The sequence below is a fragment of the Serratia sp. 2880STDY5682894 genome (assembly GCF_001537385.1).
In the GTDB taxonomy this organism is placed as follows: Bacteria; Pseudomonadota; Gammaproteobacteria; order Enterobacterales; family Enterobacteriaceae; genus Serratia; species Serratia nevei.
In genome coordinates this window covers 39,768-64,979 of record NZ_FCJA01000010.1, presented here as the reverse complement: position 1 = coordinate 64,979, position 25,212 = coordinate 39,768, and the positions used below count along the sequence as shown (strand labels likewise).

29 protein-coding genes are annotated in these 25,212 nt (G+C 60.3%); 7 read left to right on the top strand and 22 right to left on the bottom strand.

What is annotated here, in order from left to right:
- The first annotated feature begins 251 nt into the window (after positions 1–251).
- Together AWX27_RS20240 and AWX27_RS20235 are read left to right on the top strand one after the other, a co-directional pair.
- Positions 252–563 carry a type II toxin-antitoxin system HigB family toxin gene (locus AWX27_RS20240; RefSeq protein ID WP_060424659.1) on the top strand — a complete coding sequence of 104 codons (312 nt, stop codon included), beginning with the start codon at positions 252–254 and terminating at the stop codon, positions 561–563.
- On the top strand, positions 560–982 hold the full coding sequence (locus tag AWX27_RS20235; protein ID WP_060424657.1) for a helix-turn-helix domain-containing protein: 423 nt from the start codon (positions 560–562) through the stop codon (positions 980–982). The genes AWX27_RS20240 and AWX27_RS20235 overlap by 4 nt, the downstream gene beginning before the upstream one ends.
- Before the next feature lie 5 nt (positions 983–987).
- Here AWX27_RS20235 and AWX27_RS20230 read toward each other — a convergent pair whose 3' ends face one another.
- The 10 genes from AWX27_RS20230 to AWX27_RS20185 all read right to left on the bottom strand — a co-directional run bounded on the left by AWX27_RS20230 (position 988) and on the right by AWX27_RS20185 (position 10,043).
- Positions 988–2,904, bottom strand: a complete 1,917-nt coding sequence (locus AWX27_RS20230) for a BglG family transcription antiterminator (protein WP_060424654.1) — start codon at positions 2,902–2,904, stop codon at positions 988–990.
- 51 nt (positions 2,905–2,955) lie between these two features.
- Positions 2,956–4,170 (bottom strand): lactonase family protein, encoded by a 1,215-nt coding sequence (locus AWX27_RS20225; RefSeq protein WP_060424653.1) that lies wholly within the window; start codon positions 4,168–4,170, stop codon positions 2,956–2,958.
- Positions 4,171–4,507: 337 nt separating this feature from the next.
- Positions 4,508–5,248 (bottom strand): 2-dehydro-3-deoxy-phosphogluconate aldolase, encoded by a 741-nt coding sequence (locus AWX27_RS20220; RefSeq protein ID WP_033648993.1) that lies wholly within the window; start codon positions 5,246–5,248, stop codon positions 4,508–4,510.
- A complete protein-coding gene (locus AWX27_RS20215) occupies positions 5,245–6,363 on the bottom strand; it encodes a DgaE family pyridoxal phosphate-dependent ammonia lyase (protein WP_060424650.1) in 1,119 nt (372 codons plus the stop codon). Before AWX27_RS20215 ends, AWX27_RS20220 begins: the two co-directional genes overlap by 4 nt.
- Positions 6,347–7,486, bottom strand: coding sequence for an amidohydrolase/deacetylase family metallohydrolase (locus AWX27_RS20210; protein ID WP_060424648.1), 1,140 nt, complete (start codon positions 7,484–7,486; stop codon positions 6,347–6,349). The genes AWX27_RS20215 and AWX27_RS20210 overlap by 17 nt, the downstream gene beginning before the upstream one ends.
- Positions 7,487–7,549: 63 nt before the next feature.
- On the bottom strand, positions 7,550–8,200 hold the full coding sequence (locus tag AWX27_RS20205) for a DUF4310 family protein (RefSeq protein ID WP_048234891.1): 651 nt from the start codon (positions 8,198–8,200) through the stop codon (positions 7,550–7,552).
- 11 nt (positions 8,201–8,211) lie between these two features.
- On the bottom strand, positions 8,212–8,988 hold the full coding sequence (locus AWX27_RS20200; RefSeq protein WP_004937006.1) for a DUF4311 domain-containing protein: 777 nt from the start codon (positions 8,986–8,988) through the stop codon (positions 8,212–8,214).
- Positions 8,989–9,018: 30 nt separating this feature from the next.
- Positions 9,019–9,315, bottom strand: coding sequence for a DUF4312 family protein (locus tag AWX27_RS20195; RefSeq protein ID WP_004937003.1), 297 nt, complete (start codon positions 9,313–9,315; stop codon positions 9,019–9,021).
- Positions 9,315–9,680, bottom strand: a complete 366-nt coding sequence (locus AWX27_RS20190; RefSeq protein ID WP_060424646.1) for a glycine-rich SFCGS family protein — start codon at positions 9,678–9,680, stop codon at positions 9,315–9,317. The genes AWX27_RS20195 and AWX27_RS20190 overlap by 1 nt, the downstream gene beginning before the upstream one ends.
- A 36-nt stretch (positions 9,681–9,716) precedes the next feature.
- A complete protein-coding gene (locus tag AWX27_RS20185; protein WP_369803947.1) occupies positions 9,717–10,043 on the bottom strand; it encodes a glycine dehydrogenase in 327 nt (108 codons plus the stop codon).
- A gap of 444 nt (positions 10,044–10,487) precedes the next feature.
- Between AWX27_RS20185 and rnk the strand changes: the two genes are divergently transcribed.
- A complete protein-coding gene (gene rnk / locus AWX27_RS20180; RefSeq protein ID WP_004936993.1) occupies positions 10,488–10,898 on the top strand; it encodes a nucleoside diphosphate kinase regulator in 411 nt (136 codons plus the stop codon).
- A gap of 37 nt (positions 10,899–10,935) precedes the next feature.
- On the opposite strand, the gene AWX27_RS20175 is transcribed toward rnk, so the two are convergent.
- Genes AWX27_RS20175 through AWX27_RS20165 form a run of 3 tightly spaced genes read right to left on the bottom strand, consistent with a single transcriptional unit; the run spans position 10,936 to position 14,049 of the window.
- Positions 10,936–11,724 carry a sulfite exporter TauE/SafE family protein gene (locus AWX27_RS20175; protein WP_060424644.1) on the bottom strand — a complete coding sequence of 263 codons (789 nt, stop codon included), beginning with the start codon at positions 11,722–11,724 and terminating at the stop codon, positions 10,936–10,938.
- On the bottom strand, positions 11,717–12,598 hold the full coding sequence (locus AWX27_RS20170) for a formyltransferase family protein (RefSeq protein WP_060424642.1): 882 nt from the start codon (positions 12,596–12,598) through the stop codon (positions 11,717–11,719). The genes AWX27_RS20175 and AWX27_RS20170 overlap by 8 nt, the downstream gene beginning before the upstream one ends.
- Positions 12,595–14,049, bottom strand: a complete 1,455-nt coding sequence (locus tag AWX27_RS20165) for an FAD/NAD(P)-binding protein (protein ID WP_049273715.1) — start codon at positions 14,047–14,049, stop codon at positions 12,595–12,597. Before AWX27_RS20165 ends, AWX27_RS20170 begins: the two co-directional genes overlap by 4 nt.
- A gap of 283 nt (positions 14,050–14,332) precedes the next feature.
- Here AWX27_RS20165 and AWX27_RS20160 point away from each other — a divergent pair, with 283 nt between their 5' ends.
- Positions 14,333–15,115 carry an AraC family transcriptional regulator gene (locus AWX27_RS20160; protein ID WP_060424639.1) on the top strand — a complete coding sequence of 261 codons (783 nt, stop codon included), beginning with the start codon at positions 14,333–14,335 and terminating at the stop codon, positions 15,113–15,115.
- Positions 15,116–15,119: 4 nt separating this feature from the next.
- Here AWX27_RS20160 and cybC read toward each other — a convergent pair whose 3' ends face one another.
- A complete protein-coding gene (gene cybC / locus AWX27_RS20155; RefSeq protein ID WP_060424637.1) occupies positions 15,120–15,506 on the bottom strand; it encodes a cytochrome b562 in 387 nt (128 codons plus the stop codon).
- A 138-nt stretch (positions 15,507–15,644) separates the two neighbouring features.
- Positions 15,645–16,985 carry a metalloprotease PmbA gene (gene pmbA / locus AWX27_RS20150; protein WP_060424635.1) on the bottom strand — a complete coding sequence of 447 codons (1,341 nt, stop codon included), beginning with the start codon at positions 16,983–16,985 and terminating at the stop codon, positions 15,645–15,647.
- Between the two features lie 179 nt (positions 16,986–17,164).
- On the opposite strand from pmbA, the gene yjgA reads away from it, so the two are divergent.
- Positions 17,165–17,713, top strand: coding sequence for a ribosome biogenesis factor YjgA (yjgA, locus tag AWX27_RS20145; RefSeq protein WP_004936968.1), 549 nt, complete (start codon positions 17,165–17,167; stop codon positions 17,711–17,713).
- 30 nt (positions 17,714–17,743) lie between these two features.
- Here the strand turns inward: yjgA and AWX27_RS20140 are convergent, their stop codons facing one another.
- From AWX27_RS20140 to aaeX, 5 genes are all read right to left on the bottom strand, one after another.
- Positions 17,744–18,043, bottom strand: coding sequence for a barstar family protein (locus AWX27_RS20140; protein ID WP_047730838.1), 300 nt, complete (start codon positions 18,041–18,043; stop codon positions 17,744–17,746).
- 5 nt (positions 18,044–18,048) lie between these two features.
- Positions 18,049–18,516 (bottom strand): ribonuclease, encoded by a 468-nt coding sequence (locus tag AWX27_RS20135; protein ID WP_060424634.1) that lies wholly within the window; start codon positions 18,514–18,516, stop codon positions 18,049–18,051.
- Between the two features lie 279 nt (positions 18,517–18,795).
- Positions 18,796–20,763 carry a p-hydroxybenzoic acid efflux pump subunit AaeB gene (gene aaeB / locus AWX27_RS20130; RefSeq protein ID WP_060424633.1) on the bottom strand — a complete coding sequence of 656 codons (1,968 nt, stop codon included), beginning with the start codon at positions 20,761–20,763 and terminating at the stop codon, positions 18,796–18,798.
- Positions 20,763–21,698, bottom strand: a complete 936-nt coding sequence (gene aaeA / locus AWX27_RS20125) for a p-hydroxybenzoic acid efflux pump subunit AaeA (protein ID WP_060424631.1) — start codon at positions 21,696–21,698, stop codon at positions 20,763–20,765. Before aaeA ends, aaeB begins: the two co-directional genes overlap by 1 nt.
- Before the next feature lie 7 nt (positions 21,699–21,705).
- The gene (gene aaeX / locus AWX27_RS20120) at positions 21,706–21,909 is read right to left on the bottom strand and encodes a p-hydroxybenzoic acid efflux pump operon protein AaeX (protein WP_004936952.1); all 204 of its coding nucleotides are present in this window, start codon (positions 21,907–21,909) and stop codon (positions 21,706–21,708) included.
- A gap of 314 nt (positions 21,910–22,223) precedes the next feature.
- Between aaeX and aaeR the strand changes: the two genes are divergently transcribed.
- Entirely contained in the window at positions 22,224–23,135 is a 912-nt protein-coding gene (aaeR, locus tag AWX27_RS20115) for an HTH-type transcriptional activator AaeR (protein ID WP_004936950.1), read from the top strand.
- Here the strand turns inward: aaeR and AWX27_RS20110 are convergent.
- Entirely contained in the window at positions 23,126–23,470 is a 345-nt protein-coding gene (locus AWX27_RS20110) for a hypothetical protein (RefSeq protein WP_060424629.1), read from the bottom strand. The genes aaeR and AWX27_RS20110 overlap by 10 nt on opposite strands.
- Positions 23,467–23,742 (bottom strand): zinc ribbon domain-containing protein, encoded by a 276-nt coding sequence (locus AWX27_RS20105; protein ID WP_060424626.1) that lies wholly within the window; start codon positions 23,740–23,742, stop codon positions 23,467–23,469. Before AWX27_RS20105 ends, AWX27_RS20110 begins: the two co-directional genes overlap by 4 nt.
- Before the next feature lie 208 nt (positions 23,743–23,950).
- Here AWX27_RS20105 and AWX27_RS20100 point away from each other — a divergent pair, with 208 nt between their 5' ends.
- Positions 23,951–24,892, top strand: coding sequence for a uridine-preferring nucleoside hydrolase UriH (locus AWX27_RS20100; protein ID WP_060424624.1), 942 nt, complete (start codon positions 23,951–23,953; stop codon positions 24,890–24,892).
- Positions 24,893–25,212 lie beyond the last annotated feature (320 nt).

The following is a 25,212-nucleotide window of genomic DNA, read 5'->3' as shown; positions in this document are numbered from 1 at the left end:
CCTTTGCTTCTTCTCCCTGACACAACCTCCCGCTTTTCACTTTGCGTACCCGCTTCCAAAATCAGCAGTAACTGCCTGTAAATGCGAGGTATGGATTTACCCGCACGGCGCTAACCGCAATAGTGTGCCACGACAAAAACGGGCTGCAGCCGGGTATTTCCCTCTCACTGCGAGCGAGGATGATAAGTTTACAATTTGTGAACGCCTAAGGCAGCCGCTATAATGTTCACCAGGCAGGAATCGAGGGAACGATGCATATCATTTCCAGGGAACCGTTCAATAACGCAACGAAGCAATACCCTAATGAAGCCGCTGCTCTCGAGGCCATTTATAAAACGTTGCGACGCGGCGAGTTCCGCACGCCGGACGAGTTAAAAGCGCTTTTTCCTTCGCTCGATCGTATGAAATACAAAGAGAAATGGTGGGTCATTGACGTAGGCGGCAACCACCTGCGAATTTTGTTCTTTGCCAGCTTTGAGACACAGAAAGTATTCATAAAGCACATTGTTAGCCACGCCGAGTACGACAAGCTGATGCAGCACTATCGAAGGAGTTCATCATGATTACAGATGCCATTAAGGCCGCCGATGCGCTGCTGCGCGCCGTGCCCTTATTGCAGGGCAGCGGTTCTCAGCAAGACTACCGGGAAGCGCTCGAATTGGTGGAATATCTGCTGGAAAACGATGAACACCATCCGCTGATTGACATGCTGGCAAAAAAGATCGCCGAATATGAAGATAACAGCGCCGAATTTACCGCATTCAACCAGCGTATCGCCCAACTCCCGCAGGGGGTGGCCGCGCTTCGCGTATTGATGGAACAGCACCAACTCAGCCAAAGTGATTTTGAACATGAGATCGGCAAAAAGTCGTTGGTCAACCAAATCCTAAGCGGCAAAAGATCGCTGACCATTCCGCACATTATGGCGCTGGCCAAACGCTTCAATCTGCCCCCGGCCCTCTTTCTGCCGGAAGCAGATTAGCCCCCTCAACTCCGGCTCAGGCAGTCCAGCGCCACCGCTTTAAAGCTGTCGAAGCTGTCGCTGCCCAACAGACGGCTCATTGAGCGTTCACGCACGAAGGTGACGAACAGCTCGTAGATCGCCATCGCCTCTTCATAGTCGCTCTTGCTGATCGCCAGCAGGAAAATCACGTGCGCGACCTCGCCTTCTCCCCAGGCGACGCCCTGCGGCGCCAACAGCGTCACCACCACGGTCTTTTTGGCCAGCAGCCCCAGCGAGTGCGGCAGCGCGATGCCCTCGCCCAGCAGCGTGGAAACGATCGCCTCGCGTTCGACCAGCGACGGATAGAAGTCCGCGCCGACGTACCCTTCCCGCTCCAGCTGGCCGCACACCCGGCTGAACAGCTCCGCCTGCGTCAACGGCTCGTTGAGCACCATGAAATGCTCGGCGTCGAAGAACTTCTCCAGCATGTACGGTCGGGTGCGATCCACCAGCACCAGCTTGCCCAGTTGCTCCAGTTGGTAATCGGTCGGGAACGGCGACATCACCACCACCGGCTTGTTCTTTTCGCCGATGCGGGCGTTGGAAATCACGAAGTCTTCGTCGATATGCGCAAGCATCTCGTAATCGCGCAGCGAGACAATGCGCGTCATCACCAGCTGCGGATACTTGCGCGCAATCTGCGCCTGGATCATGCGCACCGTCGAGTTGCCGGTATCGCACACCAGCATCACCTGCGGGTGGCGCTCATAACCGATGTTGTAATGCCGCTCCAGCCCCACGCCGATGTGCAGCACCAGATAGCCGATTTCGTTCTCGCTCAGGGTATAGGGGGTGTATTTGCCCCAGCTGGAGACCGCCGCCAGCGTCACGTCGTAAGCCATCGGATAGTGCTGCTTGATGTTGGCCAACAGCGGATTGGGGATATTGATCTGGTATTTCACCCGCGTAATCATGGTCTTGATATGGGTGAGCAGATCGGCCCGCAGCTGCTCGTCGCCCTGCAGGTTGTAGTTATAGTGTGCGTTGATGTAGGACAGGATGTAGTCCACCAGCGCTTCTTCATCGTCGGCGTTGATCTCGGTCGGCTGCACGTCCTGCACGCGCCGCGCGGCAATGTTGACCCGCAAATAGGCCTCTTCGGCCATCGAGATCTCTTTACCGGAGGCCGAACGCAGCTCCGCCGCCAGGCGGGTCGACACCTGACGCACCGCGTCGTCGCCGTCTTCCACCTCGAAGTCCGGCAGCGGATAGCCGTCGTTGATGCGCCGCAGCGCCACCGCGCAGTAGAAGATCAGGTACTGCTCGCCCTCGTCGGTCAGGCGAATGGCATATTGCGACAGCAGCGGGTGCAGCAATCCGGCGAACGCCGCTACCTGCGGCTGCAGCAGGATCTCGTTGTTGAGCAGCGGGTTCTCGGCGTCGGCCAGCTGCAGCTGGAACAGCAGATCGGTGAGACAGGCGCGGATCGCCATCTCGGCGCCGAACAGCTTCATGCCGTAGCGCGGCTTGGTTTCGATCGTCAATTGATAGTGCGCCAGACGTTCTCTCACCTCAGCCATGTCGTTTTGCAACGTACCGCGGCTGACGAACCACTCGTCGGCCAAATCTTCCAGTTTGAGGGAGAAGGCTGAGGTCAAAAAACGCACCAGCAGATAATGCACCCGCTCCTGTGCGCTGCGCGGGGTGGCGTGCTTGCGGCGCTCCTGATGCTGCAGGGCGCTGAACAGCGCGGCGTTATCGACCTGCAGGCGATAGCCGGCCCCGCGGCTATGCACGAAACGCGCGCCGTATTTGTCCAGGATCTCGTTCAGCGCGGTGATGTCCGCCCGCACCGTGCGGGTGGACACGGCGAAACGCTTCGCCAGCTCATCCTGCGGCAAAGTCTCGGTTTGCAAAGCATCGAACAAGTAAGCCAAACGCGGGTAAGGAAATCGCACCATTCTGTGTCCGTCAATCAGGCAACCCGCCCGGTGAACCGGGCGGGCCACGGGTTACTTCGGCGGCGGCAGGAACGCCATTTGCGAGGGGCTGCCGATCGGCAGATAGCCGCCCACAAAGCTGAGTTTGCCGTCCGTCGGGTTTACGCTGAAACGGGTAACGTTATCGCTGCGCTGGTTCAACGCATACAGATAGCGGCCATCCGGGCTCAGCGCCAGCGAACGCGGGTAATCGCCACGCGTCCAGGTTTCCGCCACCGGCTTCAACTCACCGCCGGCGCCCACGCTGAACTGGGCAATGCTGTTATGCAGCCGGTTGGCGACGTACAGCGTGTCGCCGTTCTTGCTGAGCGCCAGCCCCGAAGCGAAGCTGGTGCCCTGATAGTCGGCGGGCAGTGCGGAAACCGCATGCAGTTGTTTCAGAGTACCTTTTTGGCGATCAAAACGGTAGCTGGTCAACGTCGAGGCCTCTTCGTTCACCAGCAGCACGGTTTCGCCGTCCGGATGGAACACAAAGTGACGCGGCCCCGCGCCGGCGGAAGAGGCGGCGATCCACGGCGGATCGTTCGGCGTCAGCCGGCCGCTCTCGGCGTCAAAGCGCCATTGGTAGATGCGATCCAACCCCAGATCGGTGGAGAACACGAACTTGCCGCTCGGATCGCTGGCGATCATATGGGCATGCGGGCCATTGTGATCGCTGATGGCGAAGCTGCCGTTCACCGCCGCCGCCGGTTTGGCCGCGCCCGCCGGGCCCTGCTGTTGCTGCACCGAGCTGGCGGCGCCCAGGCTGCCGTCCGCTTCGATCGGGAAAGCCGCCACGCTGCCGCTGACGTAGTTGGCCACCAGCAGATGCCGCCCGTCCGGCGTCGATGAGAGATACACCGGCCCCGCCCCCTGCGAATCCACCTGGTTGAGCTGCGTCAGGCCGCCGTCGGCCGGATTGACCCGGTAAGCGGTGATGCCGCCGTGTTTGCCGCCGTTGAAATCGGCCACTTCGCTGGCGACATACAGCGTCTTGCCATCGGCGCCCAGCGTCAGCTGCGCCGGATTCGGCACTTTGCTGACCAGCGTAGTGTGGCTCAGCGCGCCGCTGGCCGGATCGACCTGCACCCGGTAAACGCCTTCGCCGTTGGGATTATAGGTGCCGATATAGGCGAAATGAGATGACGTGGAATTCATTGCATCCTCAGCATGCAGCGCTGGGCCGGTCACGGCCAGCAGCGCCAGGAACAACGCGGTGCGTCGGGTTGGAGCCTGCCAGTTTCGCATAGTAATCCTCAGTATATATCCGTCATCTTTCAAGCTGCAGCGTTGTTGGCTGCCCGCACTCACCCCAGTCACTTACTTAAGTAAGCTCCTGGGGCTCCTGCGCTTGCCGCCTAGCTGCAACTTGAAAGCTATAGGCTATAGCTAACGGCGACGCGGCATGCCGCGCCACGAGAAAACCTTCGCCTCCCAGCGTTATCCCGTCATACTTGAAGTTGCTTCTGTGTTGGCTGCAAGCACTCCCCCCAGTCACTTACTTAAGTAAGCTCCTGGGGACTCATGCTCTTGCCGCCGGGAAGCAACTCCAATTATTTAGGGCATACCTCATCCCATTGCGCGTTCAGCCCACCAGCTTTTTGGTCATCGCCAGCAGGGTTTTCACGTCCTGCGGTCGCGTGTCGCCGCTGGCGGCGTCGATGATCGAGCTGTAGATATGCGGGATCACGCGCTTCACGCCGGCCGCCAGCGCGATCTCGACGATCGGCTCGTAATTCTCCAGATCGATGCCGCCGGTCGGCTCCAGCATAAAGTCATGCTCGGCGCAGGCCTTGGCTACGTACTGGTATTCGTCCTTGCACTTCAGGCCGCCCATCGGGAAATACTTGATCGAGCTGCCGCCCATGTCCTTCAGCAAGGCGATGGCGGTTTCCACCGGCACGATGCCGTCAGGCGCTGCGGCACTCAATGGGCCAGTAGAAATCTTCACCCAGCCGACGCGGCCGGTCGGCGATACCAGGCCGTTGACCACGCTGTCGTTCTGGCCCAGCAGCGCGCGGCTGGCGCCGACGCCGGTAAACACCTGGTTAACGTGCTGCGGCTGCACCTGCTGAGCGATCAGGCTGACCATCGCCGACTGTTTCGGATCGCCGGCGCCCAGGCCGACCGAGAGCGCGTTTTCAATCAGGCGCGCATAGCGCAGCATGTCGGTCACCGCGCTGTCGACGTCCGGGTAGTTCTTGGAGAGTACGCCCACCAGCACATGGCCTTCCGCCGCGGCGTAGATGTCCTGCGCGTTGGCTTTGGAGCCGGCCAGCACGTTCAGGCAGACGCGGTCGCGATAGTAGTTCGGCTGCAGCTTCATGCTTGTTTCTCCGTAAACAGGTTCTTGATACAGCTAAAGACGGTCATCAGCTGTTGCTCGTCGACGCTGCGCACGTCGACCTCAATCTTGCCCTCGTTGGCCTTGTAGCCGCGGAAGTAGATGGCAATATCGCCGGTTTTCAGCGCCTGAACGATGTCATAGGTCGACCGCCCCAGCACCGCTTCGTCGAAGGTGATCTCGGCGCGGGCGATATCGCGGCCGGCGCTGTCCCAGACGGTTTTGGCGCTGACGCCGGTCAGGGTGTTGAGGCTGTCGAGGAACGGCGTCATCCGCGCCACCATCTGTTGCCCGGTGGTTTTCTCAATCGTCAGATAGCTTTCAATCGCCTGCGTCAGGCCGAGGATGCCCTCTTTGCCGACCTTCATCGCCCGGCCGATACCGCCGGACTGCAGCTTCACCCACTCGACGTACTGTTTTTTGCCGATCACGAGACCGCTGGTCGGCCCTTCGATGGCTTTGGCGCCGCTGTAGATCACCAGATCGGCCCCCATCTGGTAGTAACACATCAGATCTTCTTCCGCCGCGGCGTCGACGATCAGCGGCAGATTATGTTTGCGCGCCACCGCCGCCGCCTGTTCGACGGACAAAATGCTTTTCTGCACGCAGTGGTGCGATTTGACGTACAGGATCGCCGCCGTCTGCGGCGTGATGCAGGCTTCAATCTGCTCCGGCGAACATTCATTGGCGTAGCCCGCCTCTACCACCTTGCCGCCACCCAGCGCCACCATGGTGTCCACCGGCGCGCCGAAGTTGACGTTGTGACCGCGCGGCAACACGATCTCGCGCGGCACGGCGATCGACGCCGAGTGCAGGTTCACCAGCAGATTGGCGTTATCTTTGACGATCGCTGCCGCCACCGACTGGGCGATGCCCGCCGAGGCGCAGGAAACGATCACCGCGTCCTCCACGTTGAGCAGATCGGCGATGTAGGCGCCGGTCTTGTTGACCAGATCCTTGATTTCGAAATAGTGATTCAGGCCGTAGTCAACGGCGTCAATCACGTCCTGGCGCGGCGTGGAAACGCCGAGAATGGTCATGCGGCCGGAGGTGTTGATCACCTGCTTCAAACCGTATTTTTCATAAATCGAAGACATGGGCTGCCTCCCCTTGTTCGGTTAATAGGATTTCCCCGGCCACCACCGCGGCCAGCGGCACCAACAGCTGTTCGCCCTCGGCGGTTTGCCCTTCGGCGTCGGCGAACACCTGCGGTTCGCGGCGCAGTTCAAACAGCGTGAAATCGGCGTCATAGCCCGGCTCCAGCCGCCCTTTGCCGCTCAGCTGCAGCGCCGACGCGGCGTTCTCCGTCACGCAGGCGATCACCTGCGGCAGCGTCAGGCCGACGCTGAAGAATTTGGACATCACCGTCGCCAGGCTGTGCACCGGCCCGTTCATGCGGTTGCGGCAGTAAATATCGGAGCTGATGGTATGCGGCAAAATGCCCAGCGAGATCGCCTGGCGCGCCACCTCGAAGCTGAAGCTGGCGGTGCCGTGCCCCACGTCGAGCAACACGCCGCGCCGCAGCGCGCGCTGGATCGACTCGCGCAGCGTGCCCGCCGGCGTCAGAATGCGGTTCGGTTTGCCGTTGTAGCAGTGGGTGATGATGTCGCCACGGGTCAGCAGATCGGCGATCTCGTCCAGATTCGGCGGGTTGTTGCCGATATGCACCATCAGCGGCAGCTGGCGGTTTTCCCGCTGGATCTCTTTGGCCAACACCAGCGGCCGGGTGCCGTTCTTGCCCACCACGCTGCTGCTCATGCGCGCCTTGATGCCGATGATAAAGCCGGGATGGTTGGCGATGGCCTGGCCGGCCTCGTGCTTGTCGATGTCCGTCAACTCCGCCAGCTCGTTCTGCCGCAGCAGGCCGATGCGCGAGATGTTGAGGAAGGCGAACACGTTGGTTTTGGCGCTGCGCGTCAGCTGATAAAAGGCGTCGATATCGTCGGCGCCGGTGCTGCCGGCATCGACCACGCTGGTGACGCCGCTGGCGACGCCGACCCGATCCGGCTCGTCATGGTAAATCGGCGAGTCGGGATAGCAGTGTACGTGCGCATCGATCCAACCGGCGCTCAGGCGGCAGTTGCCCGCCAGATCCAGTTGGCGAACGGTGCTGACGTCCGCCGCCAACCGCCCGACCGAGGCTATTTTGCCGTCTTTCACCGCCAGATCGATCAGCGTGTCGTCCGCCAGTCTGGCACCTCTGATTACTAAGTCATACATACCGCATTGCTCCTGTTAGCCCGGGCGCCGCCGCAGCATCGGGCGGCGCCTGGCGCAGGCCTCTTAAGAAATGGCTACCGGGAAGATCGCCCCCAGGATCATCGCGCCGAGGATCGCTCCGCCGGTGATCGGTTTACCCCAGATATAGAACAGCAGCGCGCCGAGCAGCGAACCGATGCCGATCGGGATCGAGGCGGTCATCGCCGACAGGATGATCAACGGCCCGAGGAAGCGGCCCGACGAGTTGCCCGCGCCCATCATCACGTCCGCCCCGTAGGTGGAGTTGCTCTGATTGATGGTGAATTTGCGCGCCAGGATGATCACGTAACCGATCGCCAGGCCGATGACGAGGCCGGTGGCCAGCGAAGCGGCGAAGTTGGCGACCGGGAACACGATGCCGGCCCCCAGCAGCAGCGCCGGTACGCCCAGCCCGACGCCGGTCTGGATCGCGCCACCGATGTCCAGGATCCCCACCAGCGAACCTTCGATGATGCGCGCGAACAGGAAGCTGGCGCCGAACGCCGCCACCGCGCCATACACGCCGGTATCCATCCCCGCCCGCAGCATGGAAACGAACGCCACTTCGTTAAAGGCGCCGATGCCGTACAGGTAGTACATGTGCGTCCCGGCGAACACGCCGGAGGACAGCAGGCCAACAAAAATCGGGAATGACCAGTCGGCGTACCAGAAGCCTTTTTGGGTTTGCTCTTCCATCATCCCGCTCCTTATTTACCGCTCAGGGTGTTGTGAATGGCGTCCAGCCAGCCCGGCACGCCGAGGCTGAAGGACTCGAGAACTTTCATGTCGAAGCCGCGGAAGAAGCCGCTCAGCACGAACAGCAGCACGATCACCGCCATCATGATCTTGGTGATCTTGTTCCAGCCGCTCTCTTCCACGCCTTTGCCGATCAGAATGCCCAGCACCAGGCCCGGTACGGCGTTGCCCATGATCAGCTGCGCCAGGCCGCCGAAGATGGTGCCCCAGAAGCCGGAACGGCGCCCGGCGTCGATCGCCGCCAGCCAAAAGATCACCGGCATCACGGTGTTCACCAGCAGGTTGGCCGCCGGCACCAGCACCTTGATCGCGGTGACCTGCAGCGCGGCAGGCACGGCGGAAGCGGTGGTATTGAGGAACGCCACCACCAGCATGCCGATGATGCCGCAGGCAATGGCCATTTTTTTCGGATCGTGCAGCGTTTGCGCCAGATTGCGGTTCTTGACCATCAGGGCCGCCGCACCCCAGTGCGGGATGATGCGGTGGTCGACGTCCTGCGTGAAGGAGCCCGCCGCCACGGAAGACGCCCAGGCGTTGAAGAAGAAGCCCAGACCGAATGAGAAGTGGGAAGCCGGATCGCCCTCGCAGGAATTCAGCTCGCCCAGGGTGCGAAACGCCCCCATGCCCTGTGTTGTCGGTGCGTGGAACATGCGCGCGGCGCCGGCCCCTACGCCGACCCCCACCAGCCCACCGATAATAATCGATTTAAATAAGATGATTAAAAACATCAGTATACCCTTTCATTTATGCTAACGTTTTTATTTCGTGACGAAGACAACCTTCTCGGTATTGATAATGGTTACGTTCACGGTTATTTCCAGAGAAACGGCATAGCTCTTTCTTTCACGCGGCAAAAAGAAGAAAAGAAATTTCTCTTTAGTTATTTTCTCTTCCGCTTTCACTACGCTGACGTCCTGCGGCTCGATACGCAGCAGAATATTGTTGGTGGACTTTAATACCGCGCCCTGCACATTAGCCAAGGCGGAAGCAAAAGCTTTCGCTTTGCTGTCGCCTTTACCCTCCACCTTTACCGATGTGGTATATTGCTCTTTCATTATGGATTGCCATTTTTTTTGACGTAGGCTTCCACCAGTTTCTGGCCCAGCTCTTCTTTATCCATAAAGCCGAAGCCCAGCACGTTGTAGCCTTCGTTAATTGCCGTCACGCCCTCTTCCACCGAACGCATGCCATATTTAGCCTTGTAGCCGTGTTTGGTTTGCGCGGTAATCGCGCCGGCGCCGCCGCTGCCGCAAAAAGAGATGCCCAGCTGCGCGTTTTCCGCTTTCATGACGTCGCCGAGCTTCATGTCCGCCGCGACGCCGGGGATGACCACCGCTTTTCCGCCTGCGCTTTCAACGCCTTGGCCAACTTTTTGCCCTTTGCCCAGACGATCGCCGATCACTACGGTAATTTGACCCATGGTATATTCTCCTGATTGAAATCGATGCGTTAACCGCTATGCGTTATTATCTTTCGCCACTTCGAAGTGCACTGACAGCAAATAGGCTTCTTCGATAGGCAATGTGCCAAACTGATTCACCACGCGCTCCGCCATTTGCATGGATTCGGCAGAGATTTCGTCGAACAACGATTTATCCACCTCCGGCAACGGCTCACCGGTTATTGAACGCAGCACCATGGCGCGAATATGCGATTCCAGCATCTGTTGCTGCACCGCATTGGTATAAATATTTTCAGCATTCAGCATCGCGGTAATATCCGCCAACACCCGAGCAGCGATCGCTCCGGCTTCGCTGACATCGGATTGTTCAATTTCTTTTATCGAAGCAGATCCATCATTCACTTTTCAGTACCCCTAGATCCTACATTAATCAGTAAGCCGTAAAGCGCATCACCTGAATAACCCGCTTTCTGTGATGTCTTTACCCTACCCTCGGTAGGATTTTCTGTGTAGACCGGTTTTTTCCAGTTCGAAGTGGAAATCGAATGACGCGCGGGGATCCATTTCGCAAAACGGCGCGGCGGTGAAAAAGTCAATGAGATAACAAATAGATAACCGGGCTAACCGTTTCTTTTGCCACGATTGACGATAAAAGCCTTCGTGATCGGGATCTCTTTCTTTTCTCGCCCCAACCGCCTACTATCAATAGGACAAATCGACATTACCCACACCCCCGCTCCTCTGGCGCGGGGGTGTTGCTTTGTGTTGTTTTTCCGAATTTATGGGTGCACAGACTGGCACCCTTTGATTTGACTGGAGAGTGGAATGACCAAACCCATCATTACTATTAATGAGCTGGATGCGGAACGCCTGGATGCGCTATTGGAACAACCGGCCTTTGCCAACACCGACGTCGCCGCCGCGCTGAACGACGAGTTGGATCGCGCGGAAATCCTGCCGCCGGAGAAAATGCCGGCCAACGTGGTGACCATGAACAGCCGCGTGCGTTTTCGCGATCTGCACACCGATGAAGAGCACGTGCGCACGCTGGTTTACCCGGCATCGCTGAAAGACAGCCACGATCAGCTGTCGGTAATGGCGCCGCTGGGCGCAGCGCTGCTCGGCATGCACGTCGGCAAGCAGATCTCCTGGCAATTGCCGAACGGTGAAGAAGCGCGGATTGAAGTGCTGGAATTGCTGTACCAGCCGGAAGCGGCGGGCGAATACCACCGTTAAGCGGTTCTCAGGGCGGCATCCGGCCGCCCTTTCTGTTTCAGAGGCAGATAGCGATCAGCACGGCGATCAGCAGCAGCACGTAGATTTTGGCATGCAGCGCATCGCTCACCTTAGGCAAACAGCGCCTGGCAAACACGATCCCCGCAATTCCCGCGACCACCAGCAACCCCAGAATGTTCAGATTGACGTAGCCCAGATACTGCGGCCCGCTCATCTCGTGCCACCCCAACACGATATACATCAGCGCCCCGATCACCGCCACCGGGATCGACAGCGGGTTGGCGGCACTGACGCAATACTTCATGTCGTAACCATGGCGACGCAGCAGCGGCACGGTCATCACGCTGCCGCCCACCCCCAGCAGGGTGGCGATGCCGCCGATCAGCGGCCCACCGCCCCACAGCGTGACGGGGGACAGTTCGGCGCGCGCCGGTTTGATCAAAAAACCCCGGCGGAACAGGCAGTCGGCGATGGTCACTGCCATATAGACCACAAACAGCCCGCGGATTACGCCGTCCGCCAGCAGCGAAGAGGCGAACGCGCCCAGCGCCGCGCCGATGCCGATGAAAAAGATCAGCGGCACGATGGTTTCACGCAGCAGGTTGCCGCTGCGCCAGTTGGTCAGCGTGGCGTAACTCGCGTTGAGGATCATCACCGCCGTCGAGGTCGCCACCGCGATATGCATCGCCTGGCCGGGCTGCTCACCCGAGGCGGAGATCAGGTGATAGACGAAAGGCACCACCACAAAGCCGCCGCCGAAGCCGAACAGAATGGTGGTGATGCCGGTCAGAAAACCGGCACCCAGTACAATCAAGGTTTCAATCATGGCCGTGCGCCCGCACGAAGTCGTCGAACCCGGCGCAGAACTGCCCCGCCAGCGGGTGGAAACGATCGCCGACGAACAGCCCCAGATACTGCTCTCGCACGGCGTCATGGTCCACCAGCTCAATGCCCGCCTGCTCTGCCTGCGCCAGCGTCTGCGCGTCCGGGAAGCCCCAGTAGCGCGAATCGCCCTGCTTTTCCGCCGCTATCGCTTCGCTATGCTCCGCCCGCATCAGCTGGCGCGCCAGGAAAGTGCCGCTCTGCACGCCCAACAGCATCATGTTTTCCAGGAACGACAGATCGTGACGCAGCTCGGCGGGCAGGCGGGCGATCACCGGGCCGGCGTCCCAGTGCTCATCCATTTCATGCAGCGTTACCGCACAGTCCCTGTCACCGTTCATCATCGCGCGGAACAGCGTCATCACCCCGCGATAGCGCGGCAAATCCCCCGGATGCAGGTTCCAGAGCAGCTTGCCGCGTCGGCTGAAGGCGCGCACATAGTCGGCGGAGAATTTCTGATAACAGCGCAGGGAGATCACCCCATCCATATGCCCCAGGCTGCTGATAAACGCGGTGTCGTTGATGTCGAGAACGCGATGCGCTTTGACCCCGGCGGCGGCCAGGAACAGCGCCGGCGGCTGATAGACGCCCTCGCAGGCGGCGGCGTTGCGGCCCACGAACGGGAACACGAAATCGTTCAGCACTTCGCGCTCATACAGCCCCAGGTGGCGAACCGCCGGCTCCTGCGTGCGCCCGGCGCTTTTCGCCAGGGGGAAATACACCGTAAAGGCACACTCGCCTTTCAGGGCGGCGATCAGATCCTGACACACCAGCCAGGAGAAAATGTCGTTGCCGACAAAGAGCGCTACGTTTTTCATACTTCAGCCTTCTTTGCGTTGAAAATAGGGTTGTTAAACACGATCTTGCTGATATCCCGCGTGATGGACTCCATCGCCGAGGTGTAAAACAGATCGCCCTTGGCGGGCGCGCCGAGCGAGTAGAGATGCTGCTCGCGGCCGCGCCGGTCGGCGATTTTCAGCGTGTGCGGGTTGCACTTCACGCCGCCGAACAGGTTCTCTTGCACCAGCCCGTCTTGCAGCAGCTGATGGCTCAGGCGGTTGGGCGGCAGTTGATAGGAAGGCGTGGTGCAGTTGAACAGATACTGCGCGTGCACCCGCGTCTCATGGCAACGGAGGGTAAACCCGTCCGCTCCCTTGCTGATATCCGCCAGGCCGCCGCAGGCGCGCAGGCGTTGGCTCTCCAGCGCCGCCACGATCTTGTTGGCGTTCTTGATCGGCATGGCGTGCCGATTGCGCATCCAGGAGGAGTTGTAAAAACGCATGAAGACCTGCCGGTTGTTGGCATCCATCTTGACCCAGGCGGCGCACACCGCCGGGTGGATCGCCGCCAGATAGCTGCAAATATGCTCCCGGGCAAAACGCGCGCGATCGAGGCTGTCCGCCAGATCGCGGTAACAATCGCGCCTTTCCCCCAGCGCCGAGAGCACCGTCAACCGCTCCGGCCCCGGATAGTGGCGCGCCAGCGCGGCATTGATCGCATGCACCAGCTGATGCGCATCAATGAAATCGCTGCCGGCGACAAAGCGCCGCACCCCCTCCACAAACGCCTCCGGCGGCGGACGCATCAGCGCCGGCTGCACGCTGGGGAACAGGCCCGAGCGCGATAAAGCGCAGATGTCGGTCGCCCCCAGGCGCTCCATCAGCTCTACGATGGCGTCAATCGCCGTCAGGCTGCAGCCGATCACGCCGATGGTCGAATAAGGGTTGATCGGCGGCAGATCCTGGTGGGCCTGATAAGCGATCACCCCGTCCACCGGATAGAGACATTCCGGCGGGTTGTGCCCTGAGCACAGCACCAGCGCGTTCATCTGCTCGGCGCCGCCGCAGGCGGTGGTCAGCCGATAGCCGGCTTCGTGCGGCGCGATGGCATTCACTTCGGCGGTCACGAAATTCAGCGTCACGTTACTGTCCGCCGCCATATAAATCGTCATGTCGCGAATAAAATCGAGATATTCCCGATACAGCCAGCGCGGCGGATAACGATCCTGGCAAAACTGCGGGAAATGCATGGCAATCCAATCAACAAAGTGCGCATCGTCGAAAATATCCGCCGACATGTTTTCCGGCGTCATATTTAATATATGGCTGTCAAAATCGCTGCTGTATGCCATACCGCCCTTGAAGCCCTGCTTGTCGAAAACCTTCAGGGAAAGCGGTCTTTTGCAATGATTAACCGACTTATTTTTTATAAAGTTATACGCAAAAGAGATCCCGGCGGCTCCGCCGCCAATCACACCGAACTTATACATGAAATATCACCTTATAGTCATTGAACTGCACTAAGAACTATTGCTTCAGGTGTTGGAATAAAATGACGCTTTATTCCTTATTAACTTCTTGTATTGCGAGAACGAGAACGTTCGTCCCACCCCGGTGTGAAAACTTGCATGGGTTGCCTGGCCGATAAAATAGCGGCGCCCCGAACAAGCGTTATTTTTCTGCCCCGATAGTAGGGCGACGGCCGTTGGCTTGCTTTATATGAAGGGCCAACTATCATTGCGTTTCGGCCAATCTGCCCGCCAAAGAGGACACATGCGCAATGTCCACATTGATGACATCGACCACGTAACGCGCGCGGTGATCGCCATCGGCACCGACTACCCGCCGGGGCATCTGCTGCCGATGCACAGCCACCGGCGCGCGCAGTTGCTGTACGGCGCCACCGGCGTCATGCACGTTTTCACCCAGCAAGGCAATTGGGTCGTCCCGCCGCAGCATGCGGTGTGGCTGCCGCCGCAGATGCCGCACGCGGTAAGGATGGTCGGCGTCACCACCCGCAGCCTGTATCTCGAACCCGGCGCGTTGCCCGCCGAACGGCCGCAGGTCTGTCAGGTGGTCAGCGTTACCCCGCTGATGCGCCAGCTGTTGATGGCGGCCGTGGATATGCCGCTGGAGTATGAGCAAGACGGGCGCGACGGGGCGTTGGCGGCGCTGCTGCTGCACGAGCTGGCCCGGCTGCAACCCTTGCCGTTGCACATCCCGCTGCCCGCCGATCCTCGGCTGGGCGAGCTGTGCCACGCCTTTTTGCAGCACCCCGACGCCCACGACTCCGCGCAGCGGTGGGCGCCTCGTCTGTACATGAGCATTCGCACCTTCAGCCGCTTCTTTCGCGCGCAGACCGGCCTGCCGTTTTCGCAATGGCGCCAGCGCGCCTGCGTGGTGCTGGCGTTGGCGCTGCTGGCCGAAGGGCGCAGCGTAACGCAGGTGGCGATGGAGATGGGATATGACAGCAGCGCGGCGTTTTCAACCATGTTTCGCCGCGTGCTGGGGCAGGCGCCCTCCTCCTATCTGACGGAAGACGGGCGCGACGGTTGACGGATTAGCGGAATTTCTTGTGGTTGGCGTCGCGGGTTTGCTTGAAGCCCTGCGCCAGCTGCTTCGCTTCGGCGACTTTGCCCTGGTTGGCCAGCGCCAACGCCTGATCGATCTGGCCTATCAGGGTATCCAGCCCGCTGCGAAAATCTTTCATCTCCGGGCTGTCGGCGGCTTTGTCTTCCAGCTTCGGCGGGGTGCCCTGCTTGGCATCCTGCGCGGCGGCGCGCATGTTTTGCAGGCTCTGTGTGAGGGTAGCGGCCGAATCGGTATTTAGCACCGTTTTGTAGTTTTCCGCCAGGGTGTCCATATCGTCGCCCAGATCGGCGGCGGCCGCCAGCGAACTGGCTGCCAGCAGCGTCAACGCCGCCAGCGCTTTCAGGGTATTCTGCATGTTTGCTCACCTTCCAGTTATTGTTTTAATTAACCCACCGTTACCATAGGCAAGGCCGGGCAAAACCGAAACCGGAGATTTGTAAGCAAGGTTGAGACGGGATAACGCGCGACCGGCGGGCGCCGGCCGCGCAGAGGATCATTGACCGGCGATCTTCATTTCCGGCAACAGCACCGAACCGCACTGGATATTGCTGCGGGTTTCGATATCGCTGCCGACGCTGACGATATTGCGCAGCATGTCTTTCAGGTTACCGGCGATGGTGATCTCGCTGACCGGGTATTGGATCTCGCCGTTTTCGACCCAGAAACCGGCGGCGCCGCGCGAGTAATCGCCGGTAACGCCGCTGACGCCCTGGCCCATCAGCTCGGTCACCACCAGGCCGGTGCCAAGCTGTTTCAACATGCCGGCAAAGTCCGCGCCCTGCCCGGCAATGCGCCAGTTATGGATGCCGCCGGCATGACCGGTGCTGTGCAGGCCCAGCTTGCGCGCCGAGTAGCTGGTCATCAGCCAGGTTTGCAGCACGCCGTCCTTGACGATATCGCGCCGCTGGGTGCGCACGCCCTCGCTGTCGAACGGCGTCGACGCCAGCCCTTTCAGCAGGTGCGGATGCTCCTCGACGGTCAGCCACGCCGGCAGGATCTGTTTGCCGAGCGAGTCCAGCAGGAAGGTCGACTTGCGGTAAACGCTGCTGCCGCTGATGGCGCCCACCAGATGGCCGAACAGCCCGGTGGCCACCTCGGAGGCGAACAGCACCGGCGCCTTCATGGTCGACAGTTTGCGCGGCGCGAGACGCGCCAGCGTGCGACGGGCGCACTCTTGCCCCACCCACTCGGGGCTGTGCAGATCGCCCATCGCACGGCCGATGGTGTAAGCGTAATCTCGCTCCATATCGCCGTCCTGCTCAGCAATGACGCAGCTGGACAGCGAGTGGCGGCTGGAACAGTAGCTTTGCAGCATGCCGTGGCTGTTGCCGAACACCTTGATGCCGTAGTGGCTGTTGAAGCTGCCGCCTTCGGTGTTGGTAATGCGCTTGTCCGCCGCCAGCGAAGCCTGCTCGGCGCGCGCCGCCAGCTCGATGCCGCGCTCGGCGTCCAGTTCGATCGGGTGGAACAGATCGAGATCCGGCGCCTCGAACGCCAGCAGATCTTTCTCCGCCGGGCCGGCGCAGGGATCTTCAGAGGTGTAGCGCGCGATATCCAACGCCGCCTGCACGGTGCGGGCGATGGCGTCCGGGCTGAGATCGGTGGAAGAGGCGCTGCCTTTGCGCTGACGGTGATACACGGTGATACCCAGCGCGCCATCGCTGTTGAACTCGACGTTTTCCACCTCGCCGAAGCGGGTACTGACGCTGATGCCGGTCGATTTGGTGACCGCGACTTCCGCCGCGTCGGAACCGGCGCGGGCCAGCTCCAGCGCCTGAGAAACGGCCTGTTCCAGCGCCTTGCGCTGTTCTGCAACTTGAGTGACTACTTTCATCAATCTGCCATAATTAATCAGAAAATCGTTGAGAAAAGTGCCGGAGCGGCGTAGTTGTGCACGCGGGGCGGCGCGCAAAAATCCTGAGATCTCTGCCGTTGAGTCTAACAGGAACCGCGTTGAATTTCGCATAAAGCCGGCAACCTGTTAGGATTAGCCTCTTTTTAACGGAGCCTACCATGAACAAACAGCCTGAAGACTGGCTCGACGATGTCCCGGAGAATGAAAACGAGGACGATGACGAGATTATCTGGGTCAGTAAAAGTGAGATTAAACGTGATGCCGAAGCGCTGAAAGACCTGGGGGCCGAAATGGTCGATCTGGGCAAAAACGCGCTGGACCGCATTCCGTTGGACGAAGATCTGCGTGCCGCCATCGAGCTGGCGCAAAAGATCAAGAAAGAGGGCCGTCGCCGTCAGCTGCAGCTGATCGGCAAGATGCTGCGCGCCCGCGATATCGAGCCGATCCAGACCGCGCTCGACAAGCTGAAAAACCGCCACAACCAGCAGGTTTCGCTGTTCCATAAACTGGAAGCGCTACGCGACCGCCTGGTGGAAGAAGGCGATGACGTCATTCCGTCGATCCTGGATCTGTATCCGGCCGCCGATCGCCAACAGCTGCGTTCACTGGTGCGCAACGCGCAGAAAGAGAAGGCCGCCAACAAGCCGCCTAAGGCTTACCGCCAAATCTTCCAATACCTGCGCGAGCTGGCCGAAGCGGCCGACTAAGCGCCGCCGCCATCCCGGGATGAAGCCGTTTCATCCCCGGTGATGGGCCGGCTCGCCGCTGCTTTCACGGATATTGAAGCGCAGGCTGCCTTCCAGCTCTTCTTCCGCCTCTTCAAACAGCAGAATGATCGCGCCGAAACGACGCTTGCTGCGGGCATTCAGGTGAGTGAACTCGATTTCCACCGGCAGGCCGATATCGCCGGTCACCACGTCCCACAGCGCGTCGAGGTTGGCGCCGAACCCCTCGTCCAGCGCAAACTTGCGCGCGAAATCGCGGTAGAAGGCCGGCACATCCTGGATCTGTTCAAAATCAAACTCTACTTTTGCCATCAAACTCACTCCACACGAATGAAGTTTTTGTAATGGTCGCGCGTGACGAAGATCAGACCGTCGCTCGAATACAGCAGGCGATCGGCGCCGCGCCGGCCACACTGGTAATTGATGTCCGCTTCGCGCCAGACCCGGCCGCCGGCGGTCGGCAATTGCCCTTCACGGTTAGAGAATCGATCGCCGCCAATCGCCTTGCCCGGCAATACCACACAGAGGTTGCCTGAACGCGGATCCCAGCCCTGCTCGCGCGCCTGCTTCTTGGTGACGTAATAATCCGGCAGCCGCTGATGCTGCTGCAGGTAACTCACCACCGTTTGCTGCTGCGTGAGCCGATCGATGCTCTGCTGCTGCCCCGCCGGGGCCTGGACCACCGCCGGATTGCCGCCGATCGCACGGTGCTCGTTGCCGCGCAGCGCGCTGAAGACGGCGATAACCACGGCGATGACAATCGCCACCAGAATCCGCTTGTTCATGACATTCCCTGAAATTATGCCGCCGAAGGCGCCGCAGCTCCCCCAGGCTAGTTAGGTATATAGTCGACCTGGATGAAACTAAGATGACCGGCAAGTAACGTTTTCGCGGCGGCTAAGGTTTCATCCATTCATGACAATGATGCCACTTTCCAGCCGTTCTGGCACTCGGAGTCTCTCTGAAAACGGGCCGCCTCTTATGAGACGGCCGCCGTACCAGGCGCTGCTTTCAGTATAGTCAGGGAAGGCGCCGCATAACGCGGCGCAAAAGGCGGGAACGCATCAATCGATCAAGGCGTGGCGATAGCGATGCAGCATGTCGGCCAGGCGTTTCACCGGCCCGGTGACGCTGAGCGGCGCCTGATTGTCCACCAATTTTTGCTGGTACTCGTTCATTTCACCCAGCAAGCGATCGTAGTAATAGGCGCGCTTGACGTCGTTCTTGGCCGAGACCACCCGATCGGCGGTGCTGCGGATCTGGCGGTGGAAGGCCGACAGCTCTTCGCTGACCGGGATTTCCGCCCGCTGCATACGCTGGTGGGCGATGATCAGGTTCAGCGCCAGACGATACTTGGCGATATCGTTCGGGAACATCATCAGCAGCTGGTTGAGCTGTTGATACAGCGCTGGCAGGTGGTTCTGCCGACGGCGCGCCGCCTTGGTGGTCAGCGCCGACACCGCGCTGCTGACGAACTGGTTGAGCAACGTGCGGCCGGTGCGCTCGCGCGAATTGTCGCGGATCAGCAGCAGCACCATCAGCCCCACGCAGCTACCGAGGAACTGGCCGAGCGCCCCATCGAGAAACTGGGTGACGTTGAACTCCATCGGGTTGCTCAGCACCAGAATGTTGATCGTCCCCGCCAGCAGCCCCAGCGAACCGAGCCGCCGCTTCTGCACCTCGATGCCGATGAAAAACGCCAGCAGGCCGAGGCTGAGACACAGCAGCAAGATGCTCTGCTGCGTCGCCGGCAGGATCACCATGAAGAACAGGGAACCGACCGGGATCGCCGCCAGCATGCCCAGCACGAAATCCATCGCCACCATGCGCGGCGCCGGGGTGCGCATCGCCAGCGAGGTGATTACCGCGATGATCACCATAAAACCGCTGCCGGACGTCCAACCGGTCCACAGCCACAGCAGGCTGCCGAACGCCGTGGCCACAAAGGTGCGCAGGCCGTTGATCATCGCGTGATGCCCTTCCGCCGAGGTCGGCTTGACCACGGTTTCATTGCTCAACACACCCTCTTCCACCGCGCTGATGCTGCCGTTGGTGTGTACGCCCTTCGACAGCAGCAGGTAGCGCGTCGCCGCGCCGACCCAGCCGGTGAGGGTCGGCAGCGTTTCATCGGAGCGATGCGTGGTCAGCACCTGGCGCAACAGCTTCATGCGCTTGTGGATCTCCTGCGGGGTTTCCGCCGGCACCATCAGTTGCTCCCGCAGGCTCGCTTGCAGCGCGTTCGGGTGATTCAGCAGGATCAGATAGGTTTCGCAAGCTTGGGTGATCAGCGTCAGCGACAGGGTATGCAGCGCCTTCACCCGACGGTTGACCTTCTGCCAGCGCGAGGACTCCATCATCAGGTTGTTGCGCATGCCATCCAGCGCCGTGGTGCTCTTGACCAGATTGCTCCAGGCACGGTCAATGTCTTCTTTGTCGGCGTTGCTGATGCACATCTGCATCAGGCGATATTGATCCACCAACAGCTGATCCACCGCCCGATCGATGTCCTGCTTGATCGAACGCGGCGAGAACAGCAGATCCGCCAATACGGCGCTGACGATGCCCAGCACGATCTCGCTGCAACGCTCGATGGCGAACTGCGGCGCTTCCAGCAGATGGGCCTCGCTGGTGGCGACCGTCACGATGATGATCAGCGCGGTATAGCCGGCCAGGCCCCAGGCGTAGGAGTTCTCGACCTTGATCAGCGAAGAGAGCCAGGTGCAGAAGCCGGCCCAGATGCAGCACAGCAGCAGCATCACCACCGGCGCACGGGCGGTGGTGATGATAATGATCAGGCCGACAAAGCAGCCGATAAAGGTGCCGATGATGCGCAGCCAGCCGCGGTGGCGGATGGCGCCGGAGAAGGGTTCACCGCCGGCGGCAAAGGCCGGGCCGGCGGCGACGATGGCGGCGGTCATCGCCGACCAGCGCGGGGTTTCCAGGTTGAGATGGAAACCGACGAACAGCGCAAACACAATCGCGAAGCTGAGTTTGAAGGCAAACCTCAGCCGGATAAAGGTTGGGCTGTTCATTAGCCGAACTCACGCAGCCGGTGCATCAGGCGCACAAAGGGCGAGCCGCTGTCGGCATTGCGATCGTTCTTGCCGACGATCACCACGGTGGCGGTGGTGCCGGCCGGGTACGGATGCTGTTGGTCCTTGGCGTCCAGCAGGATCTTCACCGGCACGCGCTGCGCCAGGCGCACCCACTCCAGGTTGCTGTCGATCGAGGCCAGCCCTTTGCTGTTGACCGTGCTGCTGCTGTTGTTTACCGCCGCCGCCACGCTGTCAACGGTGCCGTGCATGATGCGATTGCTGCCGAGCGGGGTGATCTCCGCGCGGTCACCCTTATTCAGGCCGGTCAGCTTGGTTTCTTCCAGATAGGCCAGGATGTAGAAGGAGTCTTTCTTCACCAGCGCCACCGCCACCGAGCCGCGGGTGATGTATTCGCCGGCGTGGACGTTGAGGTTGGTGATCCAGCCATCGGCCGGGGCACGCACCGTGGTGCGCTCCAGATCCAGCTGCGCCAGCTCGTGCGCCGCCACGGCCTTCGCCAGCTGGTGTTGCACGGTCTGCAGCGAGTTGTTCGACTGGTCGATTTCTTCCTGCGACATCGCCTGCACGCCCAGCTTGACGCGGCGGCCGGCTTCGCGCCGTTTTTCCGCCGCCAGCGTTTGATAGTAGGCGACGTCGGCACCGGCCTCCGCCAGCGCCTGCTCATAGCGCGGCCGATCGACCACGAACAGCACCTGGCCTTTCTTCACCAGCTGGTTGTCCACCACCGGCACTTCGGTCAGCAGGCCGCTGACGTCCGGCGCGATCGCCACCACGTCGGCGGTGAACTTGGCGTCACGTGTCCACGGCGACTCGGTGTAGAACACCCAGGCCTTGAACACCGCAACGATACCCAGCAGCACAAGAATCAAAGTGATCGCGATTCGGGTTATTTTTATCGAAAAATTTTTCACAGCGACCTCAAACAAAAAGACATGAAATCAGATAAAACAAGCAGCAATACAGCGCGGTGTTAAACAGCGCCGGATGCCAGACAAAATCGTAAATCCCCGTCGGCTGCAGCAGGCGGCGCAAGAGAAAAAACAGCGCCAGCGACACCAGCAGCTCGAAAAACACCGGCGGAAACGACAGTCCGAAGATGACCATAACCGGAAGCAAACTCATCACTTTTTCCTTATTGTTCACTACGCCGGGGAAAGACACATCTCGCCATTCACATTCTCTTTACATTTTAGCGTGCGCGCGCCACAAATCTTGACCGGACAGCTTGTCCAGGTCACGAACCCGAAAAAAGGTTAAACTTTGGGGCAGACATCCACGACAGGGATTGCGAGGGTGCCGGAGGAGCGGCAGGATTGCGTCGCCGCTCGCTCTCGCACGTTGGTAAGGTCTATTCACCCGACCACGTTATATTAGCCTGCTTACTATCAAGGCATCAACAATCTGTGATCTAAATCACTTTTAAGCCAGAGTGAATAATGGAAAGATTAAAACGGATGTCGGTATTCGCCAAAGTGGTTGAGTTCGGGTCGTTTACCGCGGCCGCGCGCCAACTCGACATGAGCGTTTCATCGATCAGTCAAACCGTCTCGAAACTGGAAAATGAGCTGCAGGTCAAGCTGTTGAACCGCAGCACGCGCAGCATCGGCCTGACTGAGGCCGGCAAAATCTACTATCAGGGCTGCCGACGCATGCTGCAGGAAGTCAGCGAAGTGCATGAGCAGCTGTATGCGTTTAACAATACGCCTGCCGGCACGCTGCGCATCGGCAGCTCATCCACCATGGCGCAAAACGTGCTGGCGAACATGACCGCCGAGATGATGAAAGAGTACCCGGGCCTGACGGTCAACCTGGTGACCGGCATTCCGGCACCGGACCTGATCACCGATGGATTGGATCTGGTGATCCGCACCGGCGCGCTGCAGGACTCCAGCCTGTTCTCCCGCCGCCTGGGGCAGATGCCGATGGTGGTGTGCGCGGCCAAAAGCTACCTCAGCCAGCACGGCACGCCGCAGAAGCCGAGCGACATGGTCAACTTTTCCTGGCTGGAGTACAGCGTGCGCCCCGACAGCGAATTTGAACTGATGTCGCCGGAGGGCATCACCACGCGCATTTCACCGCAGGGGCGCTTCGTCACCAACGACTCCTCCACCATGATCCGTTGGCTGAAAAACGGCGCCGGCATCGCCTACGCCCCGCTGATGTGGGTGATCGAAGAGATCAAGCGCGGCGAGATCGAGATCCTGTTCAAAAGCTACCATTCGGATCCGCGGCCGATCTACGCGCTCTATACCGAGAAGGACAAACTGCCGCTGAAGGTGCAGGTGTGTATCAACTACCTAACCGACTATTTCGAACGCGTGGCGGCGGTCTATCAGGGTTATCGCTGAGCGGCGCTCAAATAGCGGTGCGCCAGCGCGCCCAGCAGCATCAGCGCCAGCATGCCGAGGCCCCATAGCAGCCAGACGGCATAGCCGGCCCAGTTCAGCAGCAGAGGAAAATAGCTCGCCAGCCCGCTGCCCAGCTGTTTCAGCCACGGCAGCCAGGCATCCAGCACCGTCTGCGGCACCAGACTCAGCGCACCGCTCACCGGCAGCGATGCGCCGCCGGCCGCTTCCGCCAACGCCGGGAGCCAGGTCAGCACGCCGGCCACGCCCCAGGCCAGCAGCGTCCATAGCGCCATGGCGCCCAGCAGCAGCGCGGCTGTCCAACCGCCCCGGTTCACGGCACACCGCCGCCGCACTGCGGGCAAAAGCGGCTGCCCGGCGGCAACGGCGCGGCGCACTGGCCGCAGGTGGCGCTCACTGCGGCAAATGGCTGACCGCAGCGATGACAATAACGTGCGCCCGGTTTATTCACCGCCTGGCATTCCGGACACTGCGGCCCCGGCTCGCCATGCTGGTTATAGCGGTTGCCATGATGCCCGCCGCGGTGACCCGCGCGCTGATGACCGCCGTTAACACCGCCTTGACCCAACAACCTTTTCAGTAAGCTCATCCCGCCTCTCCTCTGTACATTGACGCTGAAGCTCACTGTAAACCCTGGAGTAAACTCCAGGGTAAAGCCCAGCGAATGAGGATTTACGTTTCATTACATCGAAAAAGTGGCAAAGCTTTGATGCCGTTAACAAAAGCACCATCGGTATTATCCCACGCCGTCGCGCTGCGTTATGCTGCGGGAACCTCTCCCTGCATCAGGAATAACCATGAAAAAAATCATACTGGACTGTGACCCGGGGCATGACGACGCCATCGCCCTGCTGCTGGCCTGGGGCAATCCGCAGATCGACCTGCTGGCGGTCACCACCGTGGTGGGCAATCAGACGCTGGACAAAGTGACGCGCAACGCACTGGCGGTGGCGCGCATCGCCAATATCACCGGCGTGCCCTTCGCCGCCGGCTGCCCACGCCCGCTGGTGCGCAATATCGAAGTGGCACCCGACATTCACGGCGATTCCGGCCTCGATGGCCCGGTGCTGCCGGAACCCCACCTGCAGCTGGACTCGCGCCACGCGGTGGATCTGATCATTGATACCGTGATGGCCCACCCGCCCGGCAGCGTGACGCTGGTGCCGACCGGCGGCCTGACCAATATCGCCATGGCAGTGCGCAAAGAGCCGCGCATTGCCGAGCGGGTCAAGGAAGTGGTGCTGATGGGCGGTGGCTACCACGTGGGCAACTGGAGCGCGGTGGCGGAGTTCAATATCAAAATCGATCCCGAGGCGGCGCACATCGTGTTTAACGAAAAATGGCCGCTGACCATGGTCGGGCTGGATCTCACCCACCAGGCGTTGGCCACGCCGGCAGTCTGCGAGCGCATCGCCGCCCTCGGCACCCGGCCGGCCGCCTTCGTCGGCGAACTGCTGGCCTTCTTTGGCCACATGTACCGGCAGGCGCAGGGCTTCAGCGCCCCGCCGGTACACGATCCTTGCGCGGTGGCTTACGTGATCGATCCGAGCGTGATGACGGTGCGCAAAGCGCCGGTGGATATCGAACTCACCGGCACCCTGACGCTGGGCATGACGGTCGCGGACTTCCGCGCGCCGCCGCCGCCGGACTGCCACACCCAGGTGGCGGTCAAACTGGATCAGGATAAATTCTGGGATCTGGTGGTAGATGCGCTGGAGCGGATTGGCGAAGTGGAGTGAGATCTGTGAAACATGGATTAACGCGCTTTTACAGGCGCGTTGGTCCGTCTGGCATGATGGCAACAGGGATAGGCAGACCATCTCTCCGTTATTTACAAGAGCACAGAACAATCTTAAAAAAATTTACTTTAATAAAATTCAAAAAAAACCATAAGAACAAGAATAGTCTTAATAAAAATAAAAAATGGCGTGATAAAGAAAATGTGAAATAAGATAATGAACAGCGATAAATAAAATAACGCCCACCGCACCGCCATTAGCAACAGCGATTTAACAATAAAATGCTTATCTCATTGGCTCCGTCAGCTGTTTGCCCAGAC